At 64.4% G+C, this 16,713-nt stretch carries 17 protein-coding genes and 1 tRNA gene; 13 read left to right on the forward strand and 5 right to left on the reverse strand.

Annotated features, from left to right (window positions below; all coding sequences use genetic code 11):
* Window positions 1-2 precede the first annotated feature (2 nt).
* The 10 genes from AC4D1W_RS08555 to AC4D1W_RS08600 all read left to right on the forward strand — a co-directional run bounded on the left by AC4D1W_RS08555 (window position 3) and on the right by AC4D1W_RS08600 (window position 9,841).
* A complete protein-coding gene (locus AC4D1W_RS08555; protein ID WP_490898467.1) occupies window positions 3-2,300 on the forward strand; it encodes a carbon starvation CstA family protein in 2,298 nt (765 codons plus the stop codon).
* Window positions 2,300-2,476, forward strand: coding sequence for a YbdD/YjiX family protein (locus tag AC4D1W_RS08560; RefSeq protein ID WP_490892595.1), 177 nt, complete (start codon window positions 2,300-2,302; stop codon window positions 2,474-2,476). Before AC4D1W_RS08555 ends, AC4D1W_RS08560 begins: the two co-directional genes overlap by 1 nt.
* Window positions 2,477-2,579: 103 nt before the next feature.
* On the forward strand, window positions 2,580-2,822 hold the full coding sequence (locus tag AC4D1W_RS08565) for a hypothetical protein (protein ID WP_490892596.1): 243 nt from the start codon (window positions 2,580-2,582) through the stop codon (window positions 2,820-2,822).
* Between the two features lie 51 nt (window positions 2,823-2,873).
* Window positions 2,874-3,521: a bacterial proteasome activator family protein gene (locus tag AC4D1W_RS08570; protein ID WP_490898468.1), complete on the forward strand. Its 648-nt coding sequence runs from the start codon at window positions 2,874-2,876 to the stop codon at window positions 3,519-3,521.
* A gap of 15 nt (window positions 3,522-3,536) precedes the next feature.
* Complete coding sequence (locus AC4D1W_RS08575) at window positions 3,537-3,995, forward strand: hypothetical protein (protein ID WP_490892598.1); 459 nt, start codon at window positions 3,537-3,539, stop codon at window positions 3,993-3,995.
* A 65-nt stretch (window positions 3,996-4,060) separates the two neighbouring features.
* Window positions 4,061-4,900, forward strand: a complete 840-nt coding sequence (locus AC4D1W_RS08580; protein ID WP_490898469.1) for an aldo/keto reductase — start codon at window positions 4,061-4,063, stop codon at window positions 4,898-4,900.
* Between the two features lie 115 nt (window positions 4,901-5,015).
* Window positions 5,016-6,059 carry a lactonase family protein gene (locus AC4D1W_RS08585; RefSeq protein WP_490898470.1) on the forward strand — a complete coding sequence of 348 codons (1,044 nt, stop codon included), beginning with the start codon at window positions 5,016-5,018 and terminating at the stop codon, window positions 6,057-6,059.
* A 55-nt stretch (window positions 6,060-6,114) separates the two neighbouring features.
* Window positions 6,115-8,016, forward strand: coding sequence for an amylosucrase (locus tag AC4D1W_RS08590; protein WP_490898471.1), 1,902 nt, complete (start codon window positions 6,115-6,117; stop codon window positions 8,014-8,016).
* Between the two features lie 88 nt (window positions 8,017-8,104).
* A complete protein-coding gene (locus tag AC4D1W_RS08595; RefSeq protein WP_490898472.1) occupies window positions 8,105-9,253 on the forward strand; it encodes a zinc-dependent alcohol dehydrogenase in 1,149 nt (382 codons plus the stop codon).
* 9 nt (window positions 9,254-9,262) lie between these two features.
* Entirely contained in the window at window positions 9,263-9,841 is a 579-nt protein-coding gene (locus tag AC4D1W_RS08600) for a hypothetical protein (RefSeq protein WP_490898473.1), read from the forward strand.
* 42 nt (window positions 9,842-9,883) lie between these two features.
* On the opposite strand, the gene AC4D1W_RS08605 is transcribed toward AC4D1W_RS08600, so the two are convergent.
* The 4 genes from AC4D1W_RS08605 to tmk all read right to left on the reverse strand — a co-directional run bounded on the left by AC4D1W_RS08605 (window position 9,884) and on the right by tmk (window position 13,388).
* Window positions 9,884-9,956: transfer RNA gene (locus tag AC4D1W_RS08605), tRNA-Thr, on the reverse strand.
* An 80-nt stretch (window positions 9,957-10,036) separates the two neighbouring features.
* Entirely contained in the window at window positions 10,037-11,584 is a 1,548-nt protein-coding gene (locus AC4D1W_RS08610) for an alpha/beta hydrolase (protein WP_490892604.1), read from the reverse strand.
* Complete coding sequence (locus AC4D1W_RS08615) at window positions 11,581-12,744, reverse strand: DNA polymerase III subunit delta' (protein ID WP_490892605.1); 1,164 nt, start codon at window positions 12,742-12,744, stop codon at window positions 11,581-11,583. Before AC4D1W_RS08615 ends, AC4D1W_RS08610 begins: the two co-directional genes overlap by 4 nt.
* Window positions 12,741-13,388 carry a dTMP kinase gene (gene tmk, locus AC4D1W_RS08620; RefSeq protein ID WP_490898474.1) on the reverse strand — a complete coding sequence of 216 codons (648 nt, stop codon included), beginning with the start codon at window positions 13,386-13,388 and terminating at the stop codon, window positions 12,741-12,743. The genes AC4D1W_RS08615 and tmk overlap by 4 nt, the downstream gene beginning before the upstream one ends.
* Window positions 13,389-13,553: 165 nt before the next feature.
* On the opposite strand from tmk, the gene AC4D1W_RS08625 reads away from it, so the two are divergent.
* The gene (locus tag AC4D1W_RS08625; RefSeq protein WP_490898475.1) at window positions 13,554-14,702 is read left to right on the forward strand and encodes a trans-sulfuration enzyme family protein; all 1,149 of its coding nucleotides are present in this window, start codon (window positions 13,554-13,556) and stop codon (window positions 14,700-14,702) included.
* Between the two features lie 9 nt (window positions 14,703-14,711).
* Window positions 14,712-15,032, forward strand: a complete 321-nt coding sequence (locus AC4D1W_RS08630; protein WP_490892607.1) for a DUF2516 family protein — start codon at window positions 14,712-14,714, stop codon at window positions 15,030-15,032.
* 36 nt (window positions 15,033-15,068) lie between these two features.
* Here the strand turns inward: AC4D1W_RS08630 and AC4D1W_RS08635 are convergent, their stop codons facing one another.
* Complete coding sequence (locus tag AC4D1W_RS08635; RefSeq protein ID WP_490892608.1) at window positions 15,069-15,866, reverse strand: class I SAM-dependent methyltransferase; 798 nt, start codon at window positions 15,864-15,866, stop codon at window positions 15,069-15,071.
* Between the two features lie 80 nt (window positions 15,867-15,946).
* On the opposite strand from AC4D1W_RS08635, the gene AC4D1W_RS08640 reads away from it, so the two are divergent.
* Entirely contained in the window at window positions 15,947-16,702 is a 756-nt protein-coding gene (locus tag AC4D1W_RS08640; RefSeq protein WP_490892609.1) for a phosphoglyceromutase, read from the forward strand.
* Window positions 16,703-16,713: the final 11 nt, after the last annotated feature.

Genomic DNA, 16,713 nt, shown 5'->3' on the forward strand with positions numbered 1-16,713 from the left:
CCATGAGTGAGAGCAAGTTTGGTCGCGGGCAGGCGGGGGCGAGCCGCGTCCAACGGAGCGGGGACACAGAGGTCCTCGTCCAGGATCCGACCCTACCGCCTACCGCGGTAGACCCGGATAAGGAAGATCGCGGCTGGACGCCGTTGAAAATCGCCATTTGGGTAGGCATCGCCCTACTCGGTGGCGTGAGCTGGACAATGCTGGCCATCGTCCGTGGTGAGACGGTCAACGCGATCTGGTTCGTGTTCGCGGCGGTCTGCACCTACCTCATCGCCTACCGTTTCTACTCCAAGTTCATCGAGCGAAAGCTCCTGCAACCCAACGACCGCCGCGCCACCCCCGCCGAGTACAAGGCGGACGGCAAGGACTACGCGGCCACTGACCGCCGGGTGCTCTACGGTCACCACTTCGCCGCAATCGCAGGTGCCGGCCCGCTGGTCGGCCCCGTACTCGCCGCGCAGATGGGTTACCTGCCCGGCACCATGTGGATCATCCTTGGAGTGATTTTCGCCGGCGCAGTCCAGGACTACCTGGTCATGTTCTTCTCAATGCGCCGCGGCGGACGTTCGCTGGGGCAGATGGCACGCGAGGAACTCGGCCTGATCGGCGGCACCGCAGCCCTGATCGCAACCCTCACCATCATGATCATCATCGTCGCGATTCTGGCGCTCGTCGTCGTCAATGCGCTCGGTGAAAGCCCGTGGGGAGTGTTCTCCGTATCGATGACCATCCCCATCGCGCTGTTCATGGGCGTTTACCTGCGCTATATCCGGCCAGGCAAGGTGTCCGAAGTATCCCTTATCGGGTTCGCGTTGCTGATGCTGGCGATCATCTCCGGTGGTTGGATTGCCGAGACCGAGTGGGGCGTCGCCCTCTTCACGCTCGATCGCGTCACCATTGCCTGGGGCATCATCATCTACGGCTTCATCGCGGCTGTCCTGCCGGTATGGCTGCTGCTCGCTCCCCGGGATTACCTTTCCACCTTCATGAAGATCGGCACGATCGTCATGCTGGCTGTGGCGATCGTGATCATCCGTCCGGAGATCAACGTCCCGGCGGTGAGCGAGTTCGCCACCCGTGCAGACGGCCCCGTTGTGCCGGGAACGCTGTTCCCCTTCCTGTTCGTGACCATCGCCTGTGGTGCGCTTTCCGGATTCCACGCATTGATTGCGTCCGGAACCACCCCGAAGATGATCGAGAAGGAACGCCAGACCCGTTTCATCGGCTACGGCGGAATGCTCATGGAGTCCTTCGTGGCGATCATGGCCCTCGTTGCGGCGCTGTCGATCGACCGCGGCATCTACTTCGCGATGAACTCGTCCGCCGCAGCAACCGGGGGCACCATTGAGGGCGCCGTGGCGTTCGTCAACGGACTGGGACTGACCGGTGTGAACCTCACCCCTGAGGCGCTGAGCACCCTTGCCGCCAACGTCGGCGAGGAATCGGTCGTGTCCCGCACCGGCGGTGCGCCGACCCTGGCCGTCGGCATCGCACAGATCATGCAGGGACTCATCGGCGGCGCAGGCATGATGGCGTTCTGGTACCACTTCGCAATCATGTTCGAGGCACTGTTCATCCTGACAGCGGTCGACGCCGGCACCCGGGTTGCACGGTTCATGCTGCAGGACAGCATCGGCAACTTCGTCCCGAAGTTCAAGGACACCTCGTGGCGGGTGGGCGCCTGGGTCTGTACGGCCATCATGGTGGCCGGTTGGGGCGCGATTCTGATCATGGGAGTTACGGACCCGTTGGGCGGTATCAATACCCTGTTCCCGCTCTTCGGTATCGCGAACCAACTCCTTGCGGCCATTGCCTTGGCCGTCTGCATGGCGATCTGTGCGAAGAAGGGCGCCTTCAAGTACCTGTGGATCCCGGCGCTGCCGCTGACCTTTGCGGCAGTGGTGACCATTTCGGCGTCATTCCTCAAGATCTTCTCGCCGGTTCCCGCCGTGGGCTACTGGGCCAACCACATGGCGTTCCGGAACGCCCTGGCCGCAGGAGAGGAGAGCTTCGGCAATGCGCCTACGGTCGAGGCGATGGAAAAGGTCGTCCGCAACACCTTCATCCAGGGGACACTGTCCATCTTCTTCGTGACCCTGGCGATCATCGTCATCGTTACGGCGGTTATGGCCACCATCAGGGCGTACCGCGCGGGCGGAGGGCCGAGCGCCGAGGATCCTGCGGTCCCCTCGCGCATCTTCGCTCCGGCGAGCCTGATTGCGACGCCGGCGGAGAAGGAACTCGAAGCGCAGTGGGCAAGGCTGCCGGAGGACAAGAAACCGGCACGGGCAGGTCACTGATGAGCGTCAAGGAGCTGATCTGGCTCTTCAAGGGTGTGATGGGAGAGAACGCGTACCAGCAGTATCTCGACCACCACGCGGCCACCCACAGCGGCGAGCCCCCTATGACGGAGCGTCAGTTCTGGCGTGACAAGACTGATCGCCAGGACGCCAATCCGGAGGGCCGCTGCTGCTAGGGCCGAAACACGGAAGATAAGGCGGGTTCGACTGCGGTCGGACCCGCCTTGTCTGCGCTCAATGTCCCTAGCGCCCCGAACGCCGGCGTGGTTTGCTGGAGGAATGACTGAGAATCTGCCAGAACATCTCCGCGAAGACGTCAGCGTTCCCGCCCCGGCGGACACATCCGACGACGAACATCTCCGTGAGGACGTCAATGTACCCACCGAAGAGAACGACGGCGGCCCCGAGTTCTCCGAGGACCACTTCACGTCCGGGCAGCTCAACGCCGGGCAGCAGGTCCCGGGCCTGAGCCCGGCCGGTGAGTACGCAGACCGCCGCGCGGAGGAGCTCGAGGAGGGCTGACGCTGAGGTCGCTCCGCTCGAAGCGTCAGTCCGGCGTGAGAGCATAAACCTATGACCGAACAGCAGCCCGAGCACTTCACCGTCACGCCCGAGCAAGCGGCAAAGGAACGCCAGGAGAGCCCAGTCCTCCTCGGAAAACTGGATGCAGGGCGCGGGCTCCCGGAACAGAAGGACGACGGCGGCTCCCAGAGTGAAAAAAGCCAGCCCACGAAGCTGACCGAACTGGTGGACGAGCCCGCCAAGGTCATGCGCATCGGCACCATGCTCAAGCAGTTGCTTGAGGAAGTGCGCAGCGCCCCGCTGGATGACGCCGGGCGAAGCCGTCTCGCCGAGATCCACGAGCGGTCCGTGCAGGAACTCGAGGATGGACTTGCCCCCGAGCTGGTCCAGGAACTGCACCGGATCAACCTGCCGTTCACCGACGACTCCGTTCCCACCGACGCCGAACTACGCGTTGCCCAGGCGCAGTTGGTTGGATGGCTCGAGGGACTTTTCCACGGTATTCAGACCGCCCTGGCAGCACAGCAGATGGCCAACCAGCAGCTCGCAGCGCAGCTTCAGTTGCGGCAGTTGCCGGCGGGCACGGTCATTGCTCCAGGCATCGTCGTGGGCGAAGACGGTGAACCGAAACGTGCCCCCGGGGCACGGCCTGGTCCGGCCCAGAAACCGGACACCCACGGCCCGGGCCAATACCTGTAGGCGCAGGTAGGGCAGGTGGCTCTTTTTGCGGCGGCCCGGCAGGGCCGCAAGGATGATGCCGAGCTCGGCACAGGGGTATGGCGCCGCGCCCACGACCGTTTCCGGCGCGGTCTTGACCGCTACCACCAGATCCTCGAAGGTGTGGAGGACGACGCCGTCTACAACGAGCTGGCCGGTCTCGCCAACGAGCTGGCCCAGTTGCTGCCACGTGTGCGCGAGTGCTGTGTGGCAGCACAAGCACAGCACCCGAGCGAGGGACTGGATATCCCGGGTGCCCTTCTCGCGGTGCACCGGGCGCTGTCCCGCGCCGGCAATGCGCTTGCAACCACAGCAGAAGCTGCGGCCATGGCCCGCCTCGACGGTGAACGGTGGGGCATCGCTTCGGCAGGGCTGGACAACGTCCGACGGCGGGCGGAAGTAGTCGCCGAGGACGTGACCGAAGCTGAACGTTTGCTCTCAGGATCCGGTCAGTAGGAATACTTGGGACCGGGCATGAGTTGGCATTGTTCGACGAAGCAATCAGTCATCGAAAGGGATACATGAGCACCTCACCCAACCTGACGTTCAACGACGGCCAAACCATTCCCCAGCTGGGCTACGGCGTGTGGCAGGTCGACGACGCTACCGCAGAGGATGTCGTCGGGCGCGCCTTCAAGGCCGGTTACCGCCACATCGACACGGCGAAGATCTACGGCAACGAGGCTGGTGTAGGCCGCGCAATTGACGCCTCCGGCCTGAGTCCCGAAGAGCTGTTCATCACGACCAAGCTGTGGAATGCCGATCAAGGCTATGAGAGCACGCTCGAGGCCTTTGAGGAGTCCATGCAGCGGCTCGGTCTCGAAACCCTCGACCTCTACCTCATCCACTGGCTTCAGCCGAAGCAGGGCAAGTACGTGGACACGTGGAAGGCACTGATTGAACTCCAGAAGCGCGGACGTGTCCACTCCATCGGCGTCTCGAACTTCACGGTCGAAGCGCTGCAGGAAATCATCGACGAGACCGGCGTCGTGCCCGCGATCAACCAGGTCGAGACCCACCCGTACTTCAACCAGGCTGAATTGCGCGCCTTTGAAGCGGACAAGGGGATCCTCCACGAGTCGTGGTCGCCGCTTGGATCGGGCAAGGGCCTGCTCGAAGACCCGGTTCTCGCCAGGATCGCTGAGGAGCGCAACGCCACTCCCGCACAGGTTGTGCTGGCGTGGCACCTCGCGCTCGGTTCTGTTGTCATCCCCAAGTCGGTGACTGAGTCCCGCATCATCGAGAACTGGGGTGCGCTTGAGGTCTCACTGACTGAGGCTGACATCGAAGCGATCAACGGGCTCGACAAGGGAGAGGCCGGCCGTATGGGCGCCAACCCTGCGACCGCGGATTTCGCCTGATCGTCGGTAGCGTGCGCATAGCCGCACGGTAGCTCTTCCCCAAAGGCGCAGGCGCCGCATTCGTTGTACTCAACGTATGCGGTGTCTGCGCTTTTTTGTGTGAACAATGGTTCCCATGGACAACGACACCGTACAGCTCATGATCGGCACCTACCCCGTCGACGGCGCAGAGCCCGGTTCCGGGGAGGGTATCTGGCGGGTGAACCTGGACCGCCGCAGCGGTGCGCTCAGCGGCGAGGAGCTCGCTATCACGACGACGGCGCCCTCCTTCCTGGCGCTCCACCCTTCCGGCCGTGTGCTGTACGCGGTGGGGGAGACGGAGCAGGGAGAAGTGAGCGCCTTCAGCGTCGACGGCCACGATCTGACCCGCCTGCGCTCAGTGCCTACCGGCGGCGCCTTCCCCTGCCACCTTCTGGCTACGCAGGAAGCGCTCTGGGTCGCGAACTATGGCGACGGCGTCGTCACCCGGCTGGAACTCAGCGACGACGGCGAGCCCGCCGAAGCGCCGGCGGTGTGCGGCAATGTCGGAACGGGTCCCAATACTGAGCGGCAGGAGGGTCCGCATGCGCATTACATTCATGACGCCGGGAACGGCGAGGTGTGGGTAAGCGACCTCGGCACTGACGAGTTGCGCAGATTCACCTATTCCGGTCCTGACGGCCTCGCGGCGGTGCTGCCGCCGGGCACAGGGCCGCGGCACGTGGCAGCGCTGGGAGGTGCCGCCGTCGTTATCGGCGAACTGGACTCGCGCCTACACGTGGTCACCGCTGACGGAAGCGGGGCGATCCTCTCAAGCCAGCCCGCGCTCGGCACTTCCGTGCCGGACGGGCAGCCGAGCCAACCGTCCCACATCGACGTGGGCGCGTCTGCGGCAACGCGCCACCTGCTCTACGCCGCAACCCGGGGCCCGGACGTCCTCGCCGTCTTTGCCGTGGAGGACGGGCAGACGCTGACTCACCTGTCGGACACACCGGTCGGAGGAGCCTGGCCGCGGCATTTCGCGGTCGTGCCCGCGAGTGATGACGCCGCGGACTTGGTGATCTTAGCGAACCAGTACTCGTCCACTCTCGATGTGCTGCGTGTCGACGGCGCCGGTCACGCCGAGAAGGTCCACTCACTCCCGCTGCCGGTTCCGGCCTGCGTCATCCTGAGCAGCTAAGGGGTCTCGTCTGACAGGATGGAGCGCACAGTTGCCCGCGGCTGGAGGAGCATTCATGGATGATCAGGATCTGTATGGCGCGTTTACCCATATACGGGAGGTTGTGCGCTCGGATGCCGAGTCCGATGAGCAGAACTGGCTGGACTTCAACCGGCGGTTCGACGCCCACTTCCCGAGACTGTACCGGCTCTTCGAGTCCCTCTACGGAAACCGAAGCGACTGGCTGGACCAGCTCACCCAACTGGTCCTGTCGGCCGCCCGCTCCTGGGCTACCCGTCCGCCCGAACTGAAACTGCTTGACCGCGAGGAGGAACAGGACACCGCCTCGTTCCTGTCCAACACAAGGCTGGGTGGGGTTTGCTACGTCGACAGATACGCGGAGAACCTCGACGGCGTGCGGAACCGCATCCCGTACTTCAAGGAGCTCGGACTCACGTACCTGCACCTGATGCCGCTGTTCCTGGCCCCGGAGCCGAACTCCGACGGCGGCTATGCCGTGTCGAGCTACCGCGAGGTGAACCCGCAACTGGGAACCATGGAGGAGCTCCGTGAACTCGCCGCGGAGCTTCGCGGTGAAGGCATCAAGCTGGTTGTCGACTTCATCTTCAATCACACCTCGAACGAGCACAGCTGGGCCCGCAAGGCGGCGGAGGGGGATCCCCGCTACAGCGACTACTACTGGATTTTCCCCGACCGCACCATGCCGGACGCGTTCGAGGCCCACACCCGGGAGATCTTCCCCGATGATCACCCGGGGTCCTTCGTCCAGCTCGACGACGGCCGCTGGATCTGGGCCACCTTCCACAGCTTCCAGTGGGACCTGAACTATTCGAACCCCGAGGTCTTCCGGGCGATGGCGGAGGAAATGCTCTTCCTGGCAAACCAGGGGATCAGCATTCTGCGCATGGACGCGGTTGCTTTCGTCTGGAAACAGCTCGGTACCTCCTGTGAGAACCTGCCTGAGGCGCACCTGCTCCTGCAGGCCTTCAACGCGGTATGCCGGCTGGCCGCGCCGTCGCTGCTTTTCAAGTCCGAGGCGATCGTGCATCCGGACCAGGTGGCGGAGTACATCGACCCGGGGGAATGCCAGCTCTCCTACAACCCGCTCCAGATGGCGTTGATCTGGGACGCCCTGGCCACGCGGGACGCCTCGCTCCTGTCGCAGGCGCTCGAACGCCGTCATGACCTTCCCGAGGGCACAACCTGGGTGAACTATGTGCGCAGCCATGACGACATCGGCTGGACCTTCGCCGATGAAGACGCCGCCGAGCTGGGGATCGACGGGTTTGAACACCGCCGGTTCCTGAACTCCTTTTACGTCAACCGCTTCCCGGGCAGTTTTGCGCACGGCGTTCCGTTCCAGGACAGCCCCAAGACGGGCGACTGCCGCATCTCTGGGACAACGGCGTCGCTCCTGGGAGTGGAGCAGGAACCAGCCGCTGCTGTCGAGCGGATCCTCCTCGCGCATTCCATCATCCTGAGCACGGGCGGCCTGCCGCTGATCTACCTCGGTGATGAAGTGGCCCAGGAAAACGACTACGCATATACCGCGGAAGCCGGGCATGAGGCGGACAGTCGCTGGGTTCACCGGCCGCAGTATCCGTCGGAGGATTATGCGAAGCGAACGGATGCGGACACGCCGCAGGGTGCGGTGTACTCGGGATTGAAGGAGCTCATCGCTGTCCGGTCAACCACACCGGAGTTCACGGGCACACGGTTGGTGGACTTCCACACCGGAAACCGGCATGTGCTCGGGTACCAGCGGCCGGGTGCCGGCACAGTGATCCTTGTGCTCGCCAACTTCGCGGATGATCCCCAGACGGTCTCGGCAGAGACGCTGTCAGGGTTCCATGGCACAGCCGCGAACCTGCTCGCCGGTGTCCAGGTCCACCTTGATGCCGGCCTTGAACTAGCTGCCCGCAGTTTCCTTTGGCTGAGGGCTTCCCGGGCGAGCTGAACCTGCGCTTACGGCATCCGGTGCTACCGGCCTCACTCAATCGACAGTATGCTTACTATTCCGATGAGCAGCCCACAGTGAGGCGACTATGCGAGCGATGGTTTACCGCGGTCCTTACAAAATCCGCGTCGAGGAAAAAGACATCCCTGCAATCGAGCACCCGAACGATGCCATCATTCGGGTTACCAGAGCCGCGATCTGCGGTTCGGATCTGCATCTGTACCACGGCATGATCCCGGACACCCGTGTCGGGACAACGTTCGGGCACGAGTTCATCGGCGTCGTTGAGAAGGTGGGCAGTTCGGTGCAGAGCCTCAGCCCGGGTGACCGGGTAATGGTTCCGTTCAATGTCTACTGTGGATCCTGCTACTTCTGTGCCCGTGGCCTCTTCTCGAACTGCCACAACGTCAATCCCAATGCGACGGCGGTGGGAGGCATCTACGGTTACTCGCACACCAGCGGCGGTTACGACGGCGGCCAGGCCGAGTATGTCCGCGTCCCCTTCGCCGACGTGGGACCCTCGCTCATTCCGGAGTGGCTGGATGATGAGGACGCCCTCCTCATGACCGACGCCCTCGCCACCGGCTATTTCGGTGCCCAACTGGGCGACATCGTGGAAGGGGACACCGTCGTCGTCTTCGGTGCGGGGCCGGTGGGACTCTACGCAGCGAAGTCCGCGTGGCTGATGGGAGCGGGCAGGGTGATCGTCATCGATCAACTGGAGTACCGCCTGGAAAAGGCGCGGACGTTCGCGCACGCCGAGACGTTCAACTACAACGAATATGACGACATTGTGGTCGAGATGAAGAAGACTACCGACTATCTGGGTGCAGATGTTGTCATCGACGCCGTTGGCGCCGAGGCGGACGGCAACTTCCTGCAGCACGTGACCGCGTCAAAGCTCAAGCTCCAAGGCGGGTCTCCCATCGCGCTCAACTGGGCCATCGATTCGGCACGCAAGGGCGGCAACGTCTCCGTAGTCGGCGCCTACGGGCCCGTCTTCAGTGCTGTGAAGTTCGGCGACGCCGTCAACAAGGGGCTCACGCTGCGGATGAACCAGTGCCCGGTCAAACGGCAGTGGCCCAGGCTTCTGGAGCATATTCGTAACGGCTACCTGAAGCCGAACGACATAGTCACCCATCGCATACCGCTTGAGCACATCGCGGAGGGGTATCACATCTTCTCAGCCAAGCTGGATAACTGCATCAAGCCGCTGATCGTTCCGAACGCAAGCTAGGAGAGTTCCGTGCACTCAACGCCTTACGTCGCCAACAAGCCCAAGGACCGTGAGACCCGCGAGGAACTGAGGGCGCGCATTCCTGGGTGGGGCGCAGACCTGGACCCGGCGGACCGGCCGTCCTATCCGAAGGAGCGGTTGGACCCGTTCTCCACTGGGGCGCACTGGGACTTCCCCGAACAACAATCCGGCGGGGATGGCCGTGAGCGCTCGATTGAACATGAGATCGTTCCGCCGGTCTTCGGCACGTCCGTCCCGCTCAAGGGTCTCTCGGGGATGATTCGACGCCATGCGTATGCGTCCTACGGTGAGGGGCGTGCTGCCCACTGGCTGCTCCTGATCCTCGGCGACCGCGTCGACGCGTGGGAGAGTCATCTCCGCTCCTTCGCCTCAGCGCGGCCGGACAATCCCGTAACCCAGACGGGAATCCTCTCGGAGAAGCGCCAACACGGCATCGCATCGCGCTTCGGGGTGAAACGGTCGGACATCAACCACCAGTGGATGGATCCGTTGATCGTAGGGGGCCCGTGGGTAGCGGCGGGCGGCGCGGCCGTTCTCGTTGCGAGGAAGCTGGCGCGGCGCCGATAGGCGAAGAAGGACCCTTAGCGGCCGGGAGCAGGGCACAAAAAGAGCCTCCTGCCAGAGTCGAACTGGCGACCTTCTCATTACGAGTGAGACGCTCTACCGACTGAGCTAAGGAGGCTGGTTGCGGAAAAGTCTTCAAACCCAAAGGCTCATTCCACAAGGAACAACTCTATAAGAGCATGCGCTCACCGGTCAAAATCAGCAGCGGACGCCGTCGGCGGGCACGGTGCCGTTGATCAGGAAGTCATCGACGAGCGATTCGATGCATTCGCCGGCGCGACCGTAGGCGGTATGACCCTGCCCTTCCCACGTGACGTGGACTGCCGATTCCAGTTGGTCGGCGAGGGAGAGCGACCACTCGTAGGGCGTCGCGGGATCACCGGTGGTTCCGATGACGACCATGGGTGGCGCGCCGGGTGCACTGGCAGGGGAGGGCTCGAGCACCGGCTCGTATGCCCAGTCCTTGCAGGCCAGGGCGCCGTAGCTGAGGTACTCACCGAACACGGCCGACGACGCCTCGAGCGCTTTCGCCTCTTCCTCCATCACCACCGGGTCTGCTGACAGCGGGTAGTCGAGGCACGTCACCGCCGTGAACGCGGCAGACGCATTGGTGAGGTATTCGCCGTCGGGCTGGCGTTCCGCGCTGAGGTCGGCGAACCGGAGGAATTCAGACGGATCGCCCTGCAGCGCCTTGTCAATCGCGGCTGTGAGAGCGGGCCAACTCGCGCTGTCGTACATCGGAAGCACAAAGCCCTGGAAGAAGGTTCCGATCGTGACCATCCGGCCGTCGGCCGCGGTCATCGGGCTCTCCTCAACCGACTCGAAGAGGCCGTCGATGACCGCCAGGCCCTCCTCCACATCGCCGGGAAGCGGGCAGTCACTCTTCGACTGGCAATCGGCGACGTAATTCCGTAGCGCCTCGTCGAACGCGGCAACCTGGCCCGCGGTGATCTCGGCTGAACTCAACGAGGGGTCCACGGCTCCGTCGAGCACAAAGCGCCCCACATTTTCAGGAAACAGTCCGGCGTAGGCCGCGCCCAGCTGCGTCCCGTAGGAAAAGCCCAGGTAGTTCAGCTGCTCGTCGCCCACCACGGCGCGCAGGATGTCCATGTCTTTCGCCGCGCTGATTGTGTCGACGTAGCCCAGCAGTTCACCGGTTCGCTCGGCGCACAGGTCCGCGTACTCCGCCGAGTCCGCCTCGAGTATCTCCAGCGCCTCCGCGTCGGTGGCCTCGGGAGGAATCGTCTCAGTGCGCGCTTCGTCGCGTTCCTCGTCCGTCAGGCATTCCACGGCGGACGACCGATTGACGCCGCGCGGATCGAAACCCACTACGTCGTAGGACTGGCGCAAGCGGTCGCTGAGAAGAAAGTCCGCCGAATCACGAACCAGGTTGTAACCGGAACCGCCGGGCCCGCCGGGGTTCACCAGCAGGGAGCCCTGTGCGTCACCGGAGGCATCGAGCCGGATCGCGGCGATGTCAATGGATGCCCGGTCGGGATCGCTGTAGTCCAGGGGAACCTTCACGGTGGCGCACGCCAGTTCGTCCTCGCATTCAGCCCAGCTCACTTCCTGGGAGTAGAACTCCTGAAGATCCTCGGGGACGTCGCCGATCACTTCAGGGGGCGCGGTCACTGCGCCGGTCTCCGGACCCGCCGTACAGCCTGAAAGCACCAAGCCGACAACGACGGCGGCAGCACCTGCCAGCGCGCGCAGGGGTGAGCGGCGCACGGGATGGAAGTGAGTCACGCGGAGAGGTCCTTCTCTGGCAGGAGACTGACAGCCATTGCTTCGATGGCCAGCAGCGGGGCGATATTCGTTCCAACGATCCGGGTACGCACTTTGTTGATGGCCTCGATCCGGCCTAGAGTCTGTTCCGGTGTGCCGTGCTGTGCATAGCGCTCGAGCTCAGGCCGCAACGGCTCGTTCACCAGATAACCGCCCGTGCCGAGCTGGAGCATGAGGACATCCCGGTAGAACGAGGTGAGGTCGGTGAGCGCCCGGTCGAAGTAATCGTTCTTGGAACGCTTGGCCCGCCGGTTCTGGTCCTCCTCCAGCCGCTTGACCTGTGCACGGATGGCCGGGGGGAGTGTTCCGGTTTCCGGGGCACCGAGGGAGGTCAGCAGCGCGGCTTTCTCCTGCGCGTCCCGCTGCTCGAAGGAGCTCTGCGCTTCGGCCTCGGCAAGCTTCACCAGATCCGCGGCAGCCTTCATGGCGCCGGCTATGTTGCGCAGGTTCAGTGGCAGCCGCACGATCTGGTTGCGCCGTTCTCGGGCGTCAACATCGGTGGCGAGCCTCTTCGCCACGCCGATGTGGCTCTGGGCGGCACGGGCGGCCGCTTCGGCAATGACCGGGTCGATTCCGTCCCGCTGCACCAGCAGGTCCGTCACAGCCTCGACCGGTGGAACGCGGAGGCTGACGGAGCGGCACCGGGAACGGATGGTCACCAGTACGTCGCCGGGACTCGGCGCACAGAGCAGCCAGATGGTGCGCGGAGGAGGCTCCTCGATCGCTTTCAGGAGAACGTTGGTGCTGCGTTCCTGCATGCGGTCGGCGTCTTCGACAATGATGACCCGCCAGCGGCCGGTCGACGGCTTGTCCTGTGCCTTTCGTACCAGCTCGCGGGCCTCGTCGATGCTGATGGTGACCTTCTCGGTGGTCACGTTGGTGACGTCCGCGTGCGAGCCCGCCAACGCCGTCCTGCAGGCCTTGCACTCACCACAGCCGCGCTCCTCCAGCAGCGGACGGTCGCAAAGCAGTGCGGCGGCGAAGGCACGCGCGGCGTTCGAACGTCCCGAGCCGGGAGGCCCGGTGAACAACCAGGCATGGTTGGGCTGCTCAGCTGCTGCGGCGCGGCGCAGCTGTTCCACGGCCGCGGCCTGGCCGGTCAGGAATGTCCAGACGCTCATGTGAGGCGTTCCCGTGCAGCGCTTGCGATAGTCTGTGCCAGCTCATCGCGGGGATCGGAGGCGTTCAGCACCAGGTACTGATCGGGGCTCGACGACGCCTGCTCCCGGAACGCGGCCCGAATCTGCTCATGGAAGGAGTCGGGTTCCGATTCCATGCGGTCTTCCGGCGCGGCAGTCGAATTTCGACGTCCTCGCCCTTCTACGTGGTCAACGTCCAGCAGCACGGTGAGATCGGGGCGCAGCCCCTCAACGGCCCAGATGTTGATGTCCAGCACGCTGTCCGTACCCAGACCCCTGCCCACGCCCTGGTAGGCCACGGACGAGTCAATGTAGCGGTCGCAGATCACGACGTCGCCGCGCTCCAGCGCAGGCAGAATCACCTGGTGCACATGGGCGGCACGGTCGGCGGCGAAGATCAGGGCCTCTGTGCGGGCGTCGATGTGGCCGTGCCCGTGCTCAAGCACGAGGGAGCGCAACTTCTCGCCGATCTCGGTGCCGCCGGGTTCGCGGGTGCGCACCACCCTGTGGCCGTCGGCCTCAAGCGCCTCAGCGAGCCGCGCAGCCTGTGTGGACTTGCCGGCGCTGTCTCCGCCTTCAAAGGCAATGAACATGCCAGCAGTGCGGCGGGGGCTCTGAGATGTCACTGAATCAGCCTACCGACTTGAATTGCCTACCCGTTCCCCAAAGCTCATGCCTGTGGACCACCCCGCATTCGAGAGGACCACAAGAGGCCGTTTTTCGTTCAGGAGTCTGTAATAACTGTCCGCACGATGTGAAAGACCTCCACCCGGACCAACTAACCTGATCGAATGACCCAGCACGCGCACCTTGCCCCGGATACGCTCACTGTGGCCGCAGGCCGCCCGTCCCGTGAGCACGACTCACCGGTCAATGTGCCGATTGTGCTGTCATCCACCTTCCACGAGACCGCACCGCCCACCGGGAGCGACCGCATCTATGCGCGTATGTCGAACCCCACGTGGGATCCCTTCGAGGAAGCACTTGCCCAACTTGAGGGTGCCGCGCTGCCGGCGCTCGCTTTCGCCTCCGGACTCGGAGCAGCGGCCGCAGCCCTGTCGCTGGTACCGACCGGGGGAGCGGTGGTCATCCCCCGCCACGCATACGGTGGGTCGGTTTCGCTGGCGCTCGCCGAGGAGGCCCGCGCCCGCCTGACGGTCAGACAGGTGGATATCGCCGACACTGACCAGGTTTTGGAACAGCTCGACGGTGCCGACATGCTCTGGCTGGAAAGTCCCACCAACCCCATGCTTGAAGTCGCCGAGACAGCGGTCCTCACGGACGCTGCCCACGCAGCGGGCGCCGTCGTCGTGGTCGACAGCACCTTCAACACACCGCTGGTGTGTCGGCCGCTGGACTACGGCGCCGACGTCGTCCTGCACTCCGTCACCAAGTATCTCGCCGGTCATTCCGACGTCGTCCTCGGCGCGCTGGTCACCTCCAACACCGAACTGCGCGACCAGTTGGCCTCCTACAGAACCCTGCACGGCGCGATCGCCGGACCGTTCGAAGTGTGGCTCGCGCTCCGCGGACTGCGTACCCTCGCGCTGAGGATGGAACGCAGCCAGGCCAACGCGCTGGAGCTTGCGCGGCGACTTGAGGCGCATCCGTCTGTCGCCCGCGTCCGGTACCCCGGGCTGCCCGCAGATCCCGGCCACGAGCGCGCCACCGCACAGCTCAAGGGTTACGGCGGCATCATCAGCATCGAGCCGACCGGCGGGCGGGACGCCGCCGACGCACTCGTTGAAGCCGTCCGCCTGTGGCTTCCAGCCACTTCCCTGGGCGGCGTCGAGTCTCTGATCGAACGACGACGGCGCCAGCCCGGCGAGCCCAAGACGGTTCCGGAGGCGCTGGTCCGGCTGTCCGTCGGCATCGAAAACGTTGAGGATCTCTGGGCGGATCTCGAAGCGGCACTCTCATCCACGCCGGATAACGGTTAGGCTGATTCCGTGGAAATTGTGCTGTGGACCGAGTTTTGGCTGTTCAAGGGCCTCGCTTTTCTCGCGCTTGGTATTGAACTGTGGGCGCTGGCTGACTGCGTGCAGCGCAAGCCCGCGTCCTTCGAAGCAACGTTCAAGCGCACCAAGGGTTTTTGGCTGGGCATGACCGCCGGGGCTGCCGGTATCGGCGCTCTCACCGCCCTGGTGGGCGCCGCGGGATTGTTCGGCCTGCTGCAGCTCGCGGCCGTCATCGCGGCCTGCGTCTACCTCGCGGACGTGAAGCCCGCGGTCAGCGAAGTGCAGGGCAGCGGACCTTACGGCTCCTGGTAATCAAAAGAGCCTGGTTACTCATACGGGCCGTTCAAATCACCCGGGAGAAACTGCCTCCCAGCCGACGGTGATTTCGCCGAGACGCCACCGGGAAGGGCCGTCGAGGAGCGGCCACCCGGCGTCGGCCATTGAAGAACACATGCGAATCCAGCGCTGCCGGTTACCGAAGGAGCCGAGCGGTGCCGCGTCAAGCCAGGCCCGGTCGAGCGCCTGCAGGTAATTGAACACCCGCTCACCGGGAACATTGCGGTGGATCAGCGCCTTCGGCAACCGCTCGGCCACATCCGAGGGCACCTCGAACCCTCCAAAGCGCAGCGAGATACTCAGCGACAGCGGCCCCGCCACGGTGATTGCCGCCCAGGTAGAGCGCCGCCCGATCTCGTCACAGGTCCCGTCAATGAACAGCCCGTTCTTCGACAGCCCGCCGCGCACACGATCCCAGTGCGCCAGATATTCGTCCTCACCGTACTGCCGCAGCACATTGAATGCGCGCACCACGACGGGCCGTCGCCCGTTCAGCGGCAACTCGAAGCCGCCCTGCACGAAGCTCAGGCCAGGCCGTTCAAGCGCACGGGCCGCGCGGACGCGCTCGGGGTCTATCTCTATGCCTACAACCTCAACGTCGTTACGCACTGCACCCAGGCGAGTGGAGAGTTCAACGGCGGTGACCGGCGTCGCGCCGTAACCCAGATCCACAACGAGGGGGTCATCAGCTCCCCGGATACGCCATGCCTGCGGGCCGGCCAACCAACGGTCCATGCGCCGCAGCCTGTTCGGATTGGTGGTGCCACGGGTGATGGCTCCCACCGGCTTTCCGGGCTTTCGTAATGGCACCGTTCAAGGTTACGGGTAATGAAACCGCCTTCCGGAGCCGGCTACGTGCCCCTCATGGCCAAATACGGCAGACTTGGGCCATGACTTCTTACAAAGTGATCCTGCTGCGCCATGGCCAGAGTGAGTGGAATGAAAAGAACCTTTTCACAGGCTGGGTGGACGTGGCACTGACGGAGCTGGGCCGAAAGGAAGCCGTACGCGGCGGCGAACTTCTGGTGGAGCATGACATCCTGCCGGACATCGTCTACACCTCACGGCAGAAGCGGGCCATCATCACCGCAAACCTTGCGCTGGAAGCGGCTGACCGGAGCTGGATCGACGTGAAGCGCGACTGGCGCCTCAACGAGCGGCACTACGGTGCGCTGCAGGGCAAGGACAAGGCCCAGACGCTTGCCGAGTTCGGTGAGGAACAGTTCATGGAGTGGCGTCGCTCGTATGACACGCCCCCGCCGCCCCTCGATGATTCCAGCGAGTACTCCCAGGCCAATGACCCGCGCTACGCGGACCTCGGCGACAAACTGCCGCGCACCGAGTGCCTGAAGGACGTGCTTGACCGGTTCCTGCCGTACTGGGAATCCGACATCAGCGCGGACATCAAGTCCGGCAAGACGGTGCTCATTGCTGCGCACGGTAACTCCCTCCGCGCGCTCGTCAAGCACCTTGACGGCATCAGCGACGCTGACATCGCCTCACTCAACATTCCTACCGGCATCCCGCTCGTGTACGAACTGGACGAGGACCTCAAGCCCGTCAAGGCCGGTGGTACCTACCTCGACGCCGACGCCGCTGCTGCCGCCATCGAAGCGGTCGCCAACCAGGGCAAAGCCAAGCACTAACAGCCAGGCAG

The sequence above is a fragment of the Arthrobacter sp. TJ-170 genome (assembly GCF_058269305.1).

Bases quoted from the DNA above. Each gene is read 5' to 3' on its own strand.
- AC4D1W_RS08555 (WP_490898467.1), top strand. From the start codon at position 3: ATGAGTGAGAGCAAGTTTGGTCGCGGGCAGGCGGGGGCGAGCCGCGTC.
- AC4D1W_RS08560 (WP_490892595.1), top strand. From the start codon at position 2,300: ATGAGCGTCAAGGAGCTGATCTGGCTCTTCAAGGGTGTGATGGGAGAG.
- AC4D1W_RS08565 (WP_490892596.1), top strand. From the start codon at position 2,580: ATGACTGAGAATCTGCCAGAACATCTCCGCGAAGACGTCAGCGTTCCC.
- AC4D1W_RS08570 (WP_490898468.1), top strand. From the start codon at position 2,874: ATGACCGAACAGCAGCCCGAGCACTTCACCGTCACGCCCGAGCAAGCG.
- AC4D1W_RS08580 (WP_490898469.1), top strand. From the start codon at position 4,061: ATGAGCACCTCACCCAACCTGACGTTCAACGACGGCCAAACCATTCCC.
- AC4D1W_RS08585 (WP_490898470.1), top strand. From the start codon at position 5,016: ATGGACAACGACACCGTACAGCTCATGATCGGCACCTACCCCGTCGAC.
- AC4D1W_RS08590 (WP_490898471.1), top strand. From the start codon at position 6,115: ATGGATGATCAGGATCTGTATGGCGCGTTTACCCATATACGGGAGGTT.
- AC4D1W_RS08595 (WP_490898472.1), top strand. From the start codon at position 8,105: ATGCGAGCGATGGTTTACCGCGGTCCTTACAAAATCCGCGTCGAGGAA.
- AC4D1W_RS08615 (WP_490892605.1), bottom strand. From the start codon at position 12,744: ATGAGCGTCTGGACATTCCTGACCGGCCAGGCCGCGGCCGTGGAACAG.
- AC4D1W_RS08625 (WP_490898475.1), top strand. From the start codon at position 13,554: ATGACCCAGCACGCGCACCTTGCCCCGGATACGCTCACTGTGGCCGCA.
- AC4D1W_RS08640 (WP_490892609.1), top strand. From the start codon at position 15,947: ATGACTTCTTACAAAGTGATCCTGCTGCGCCATGGCCAGAGTGAGTGG.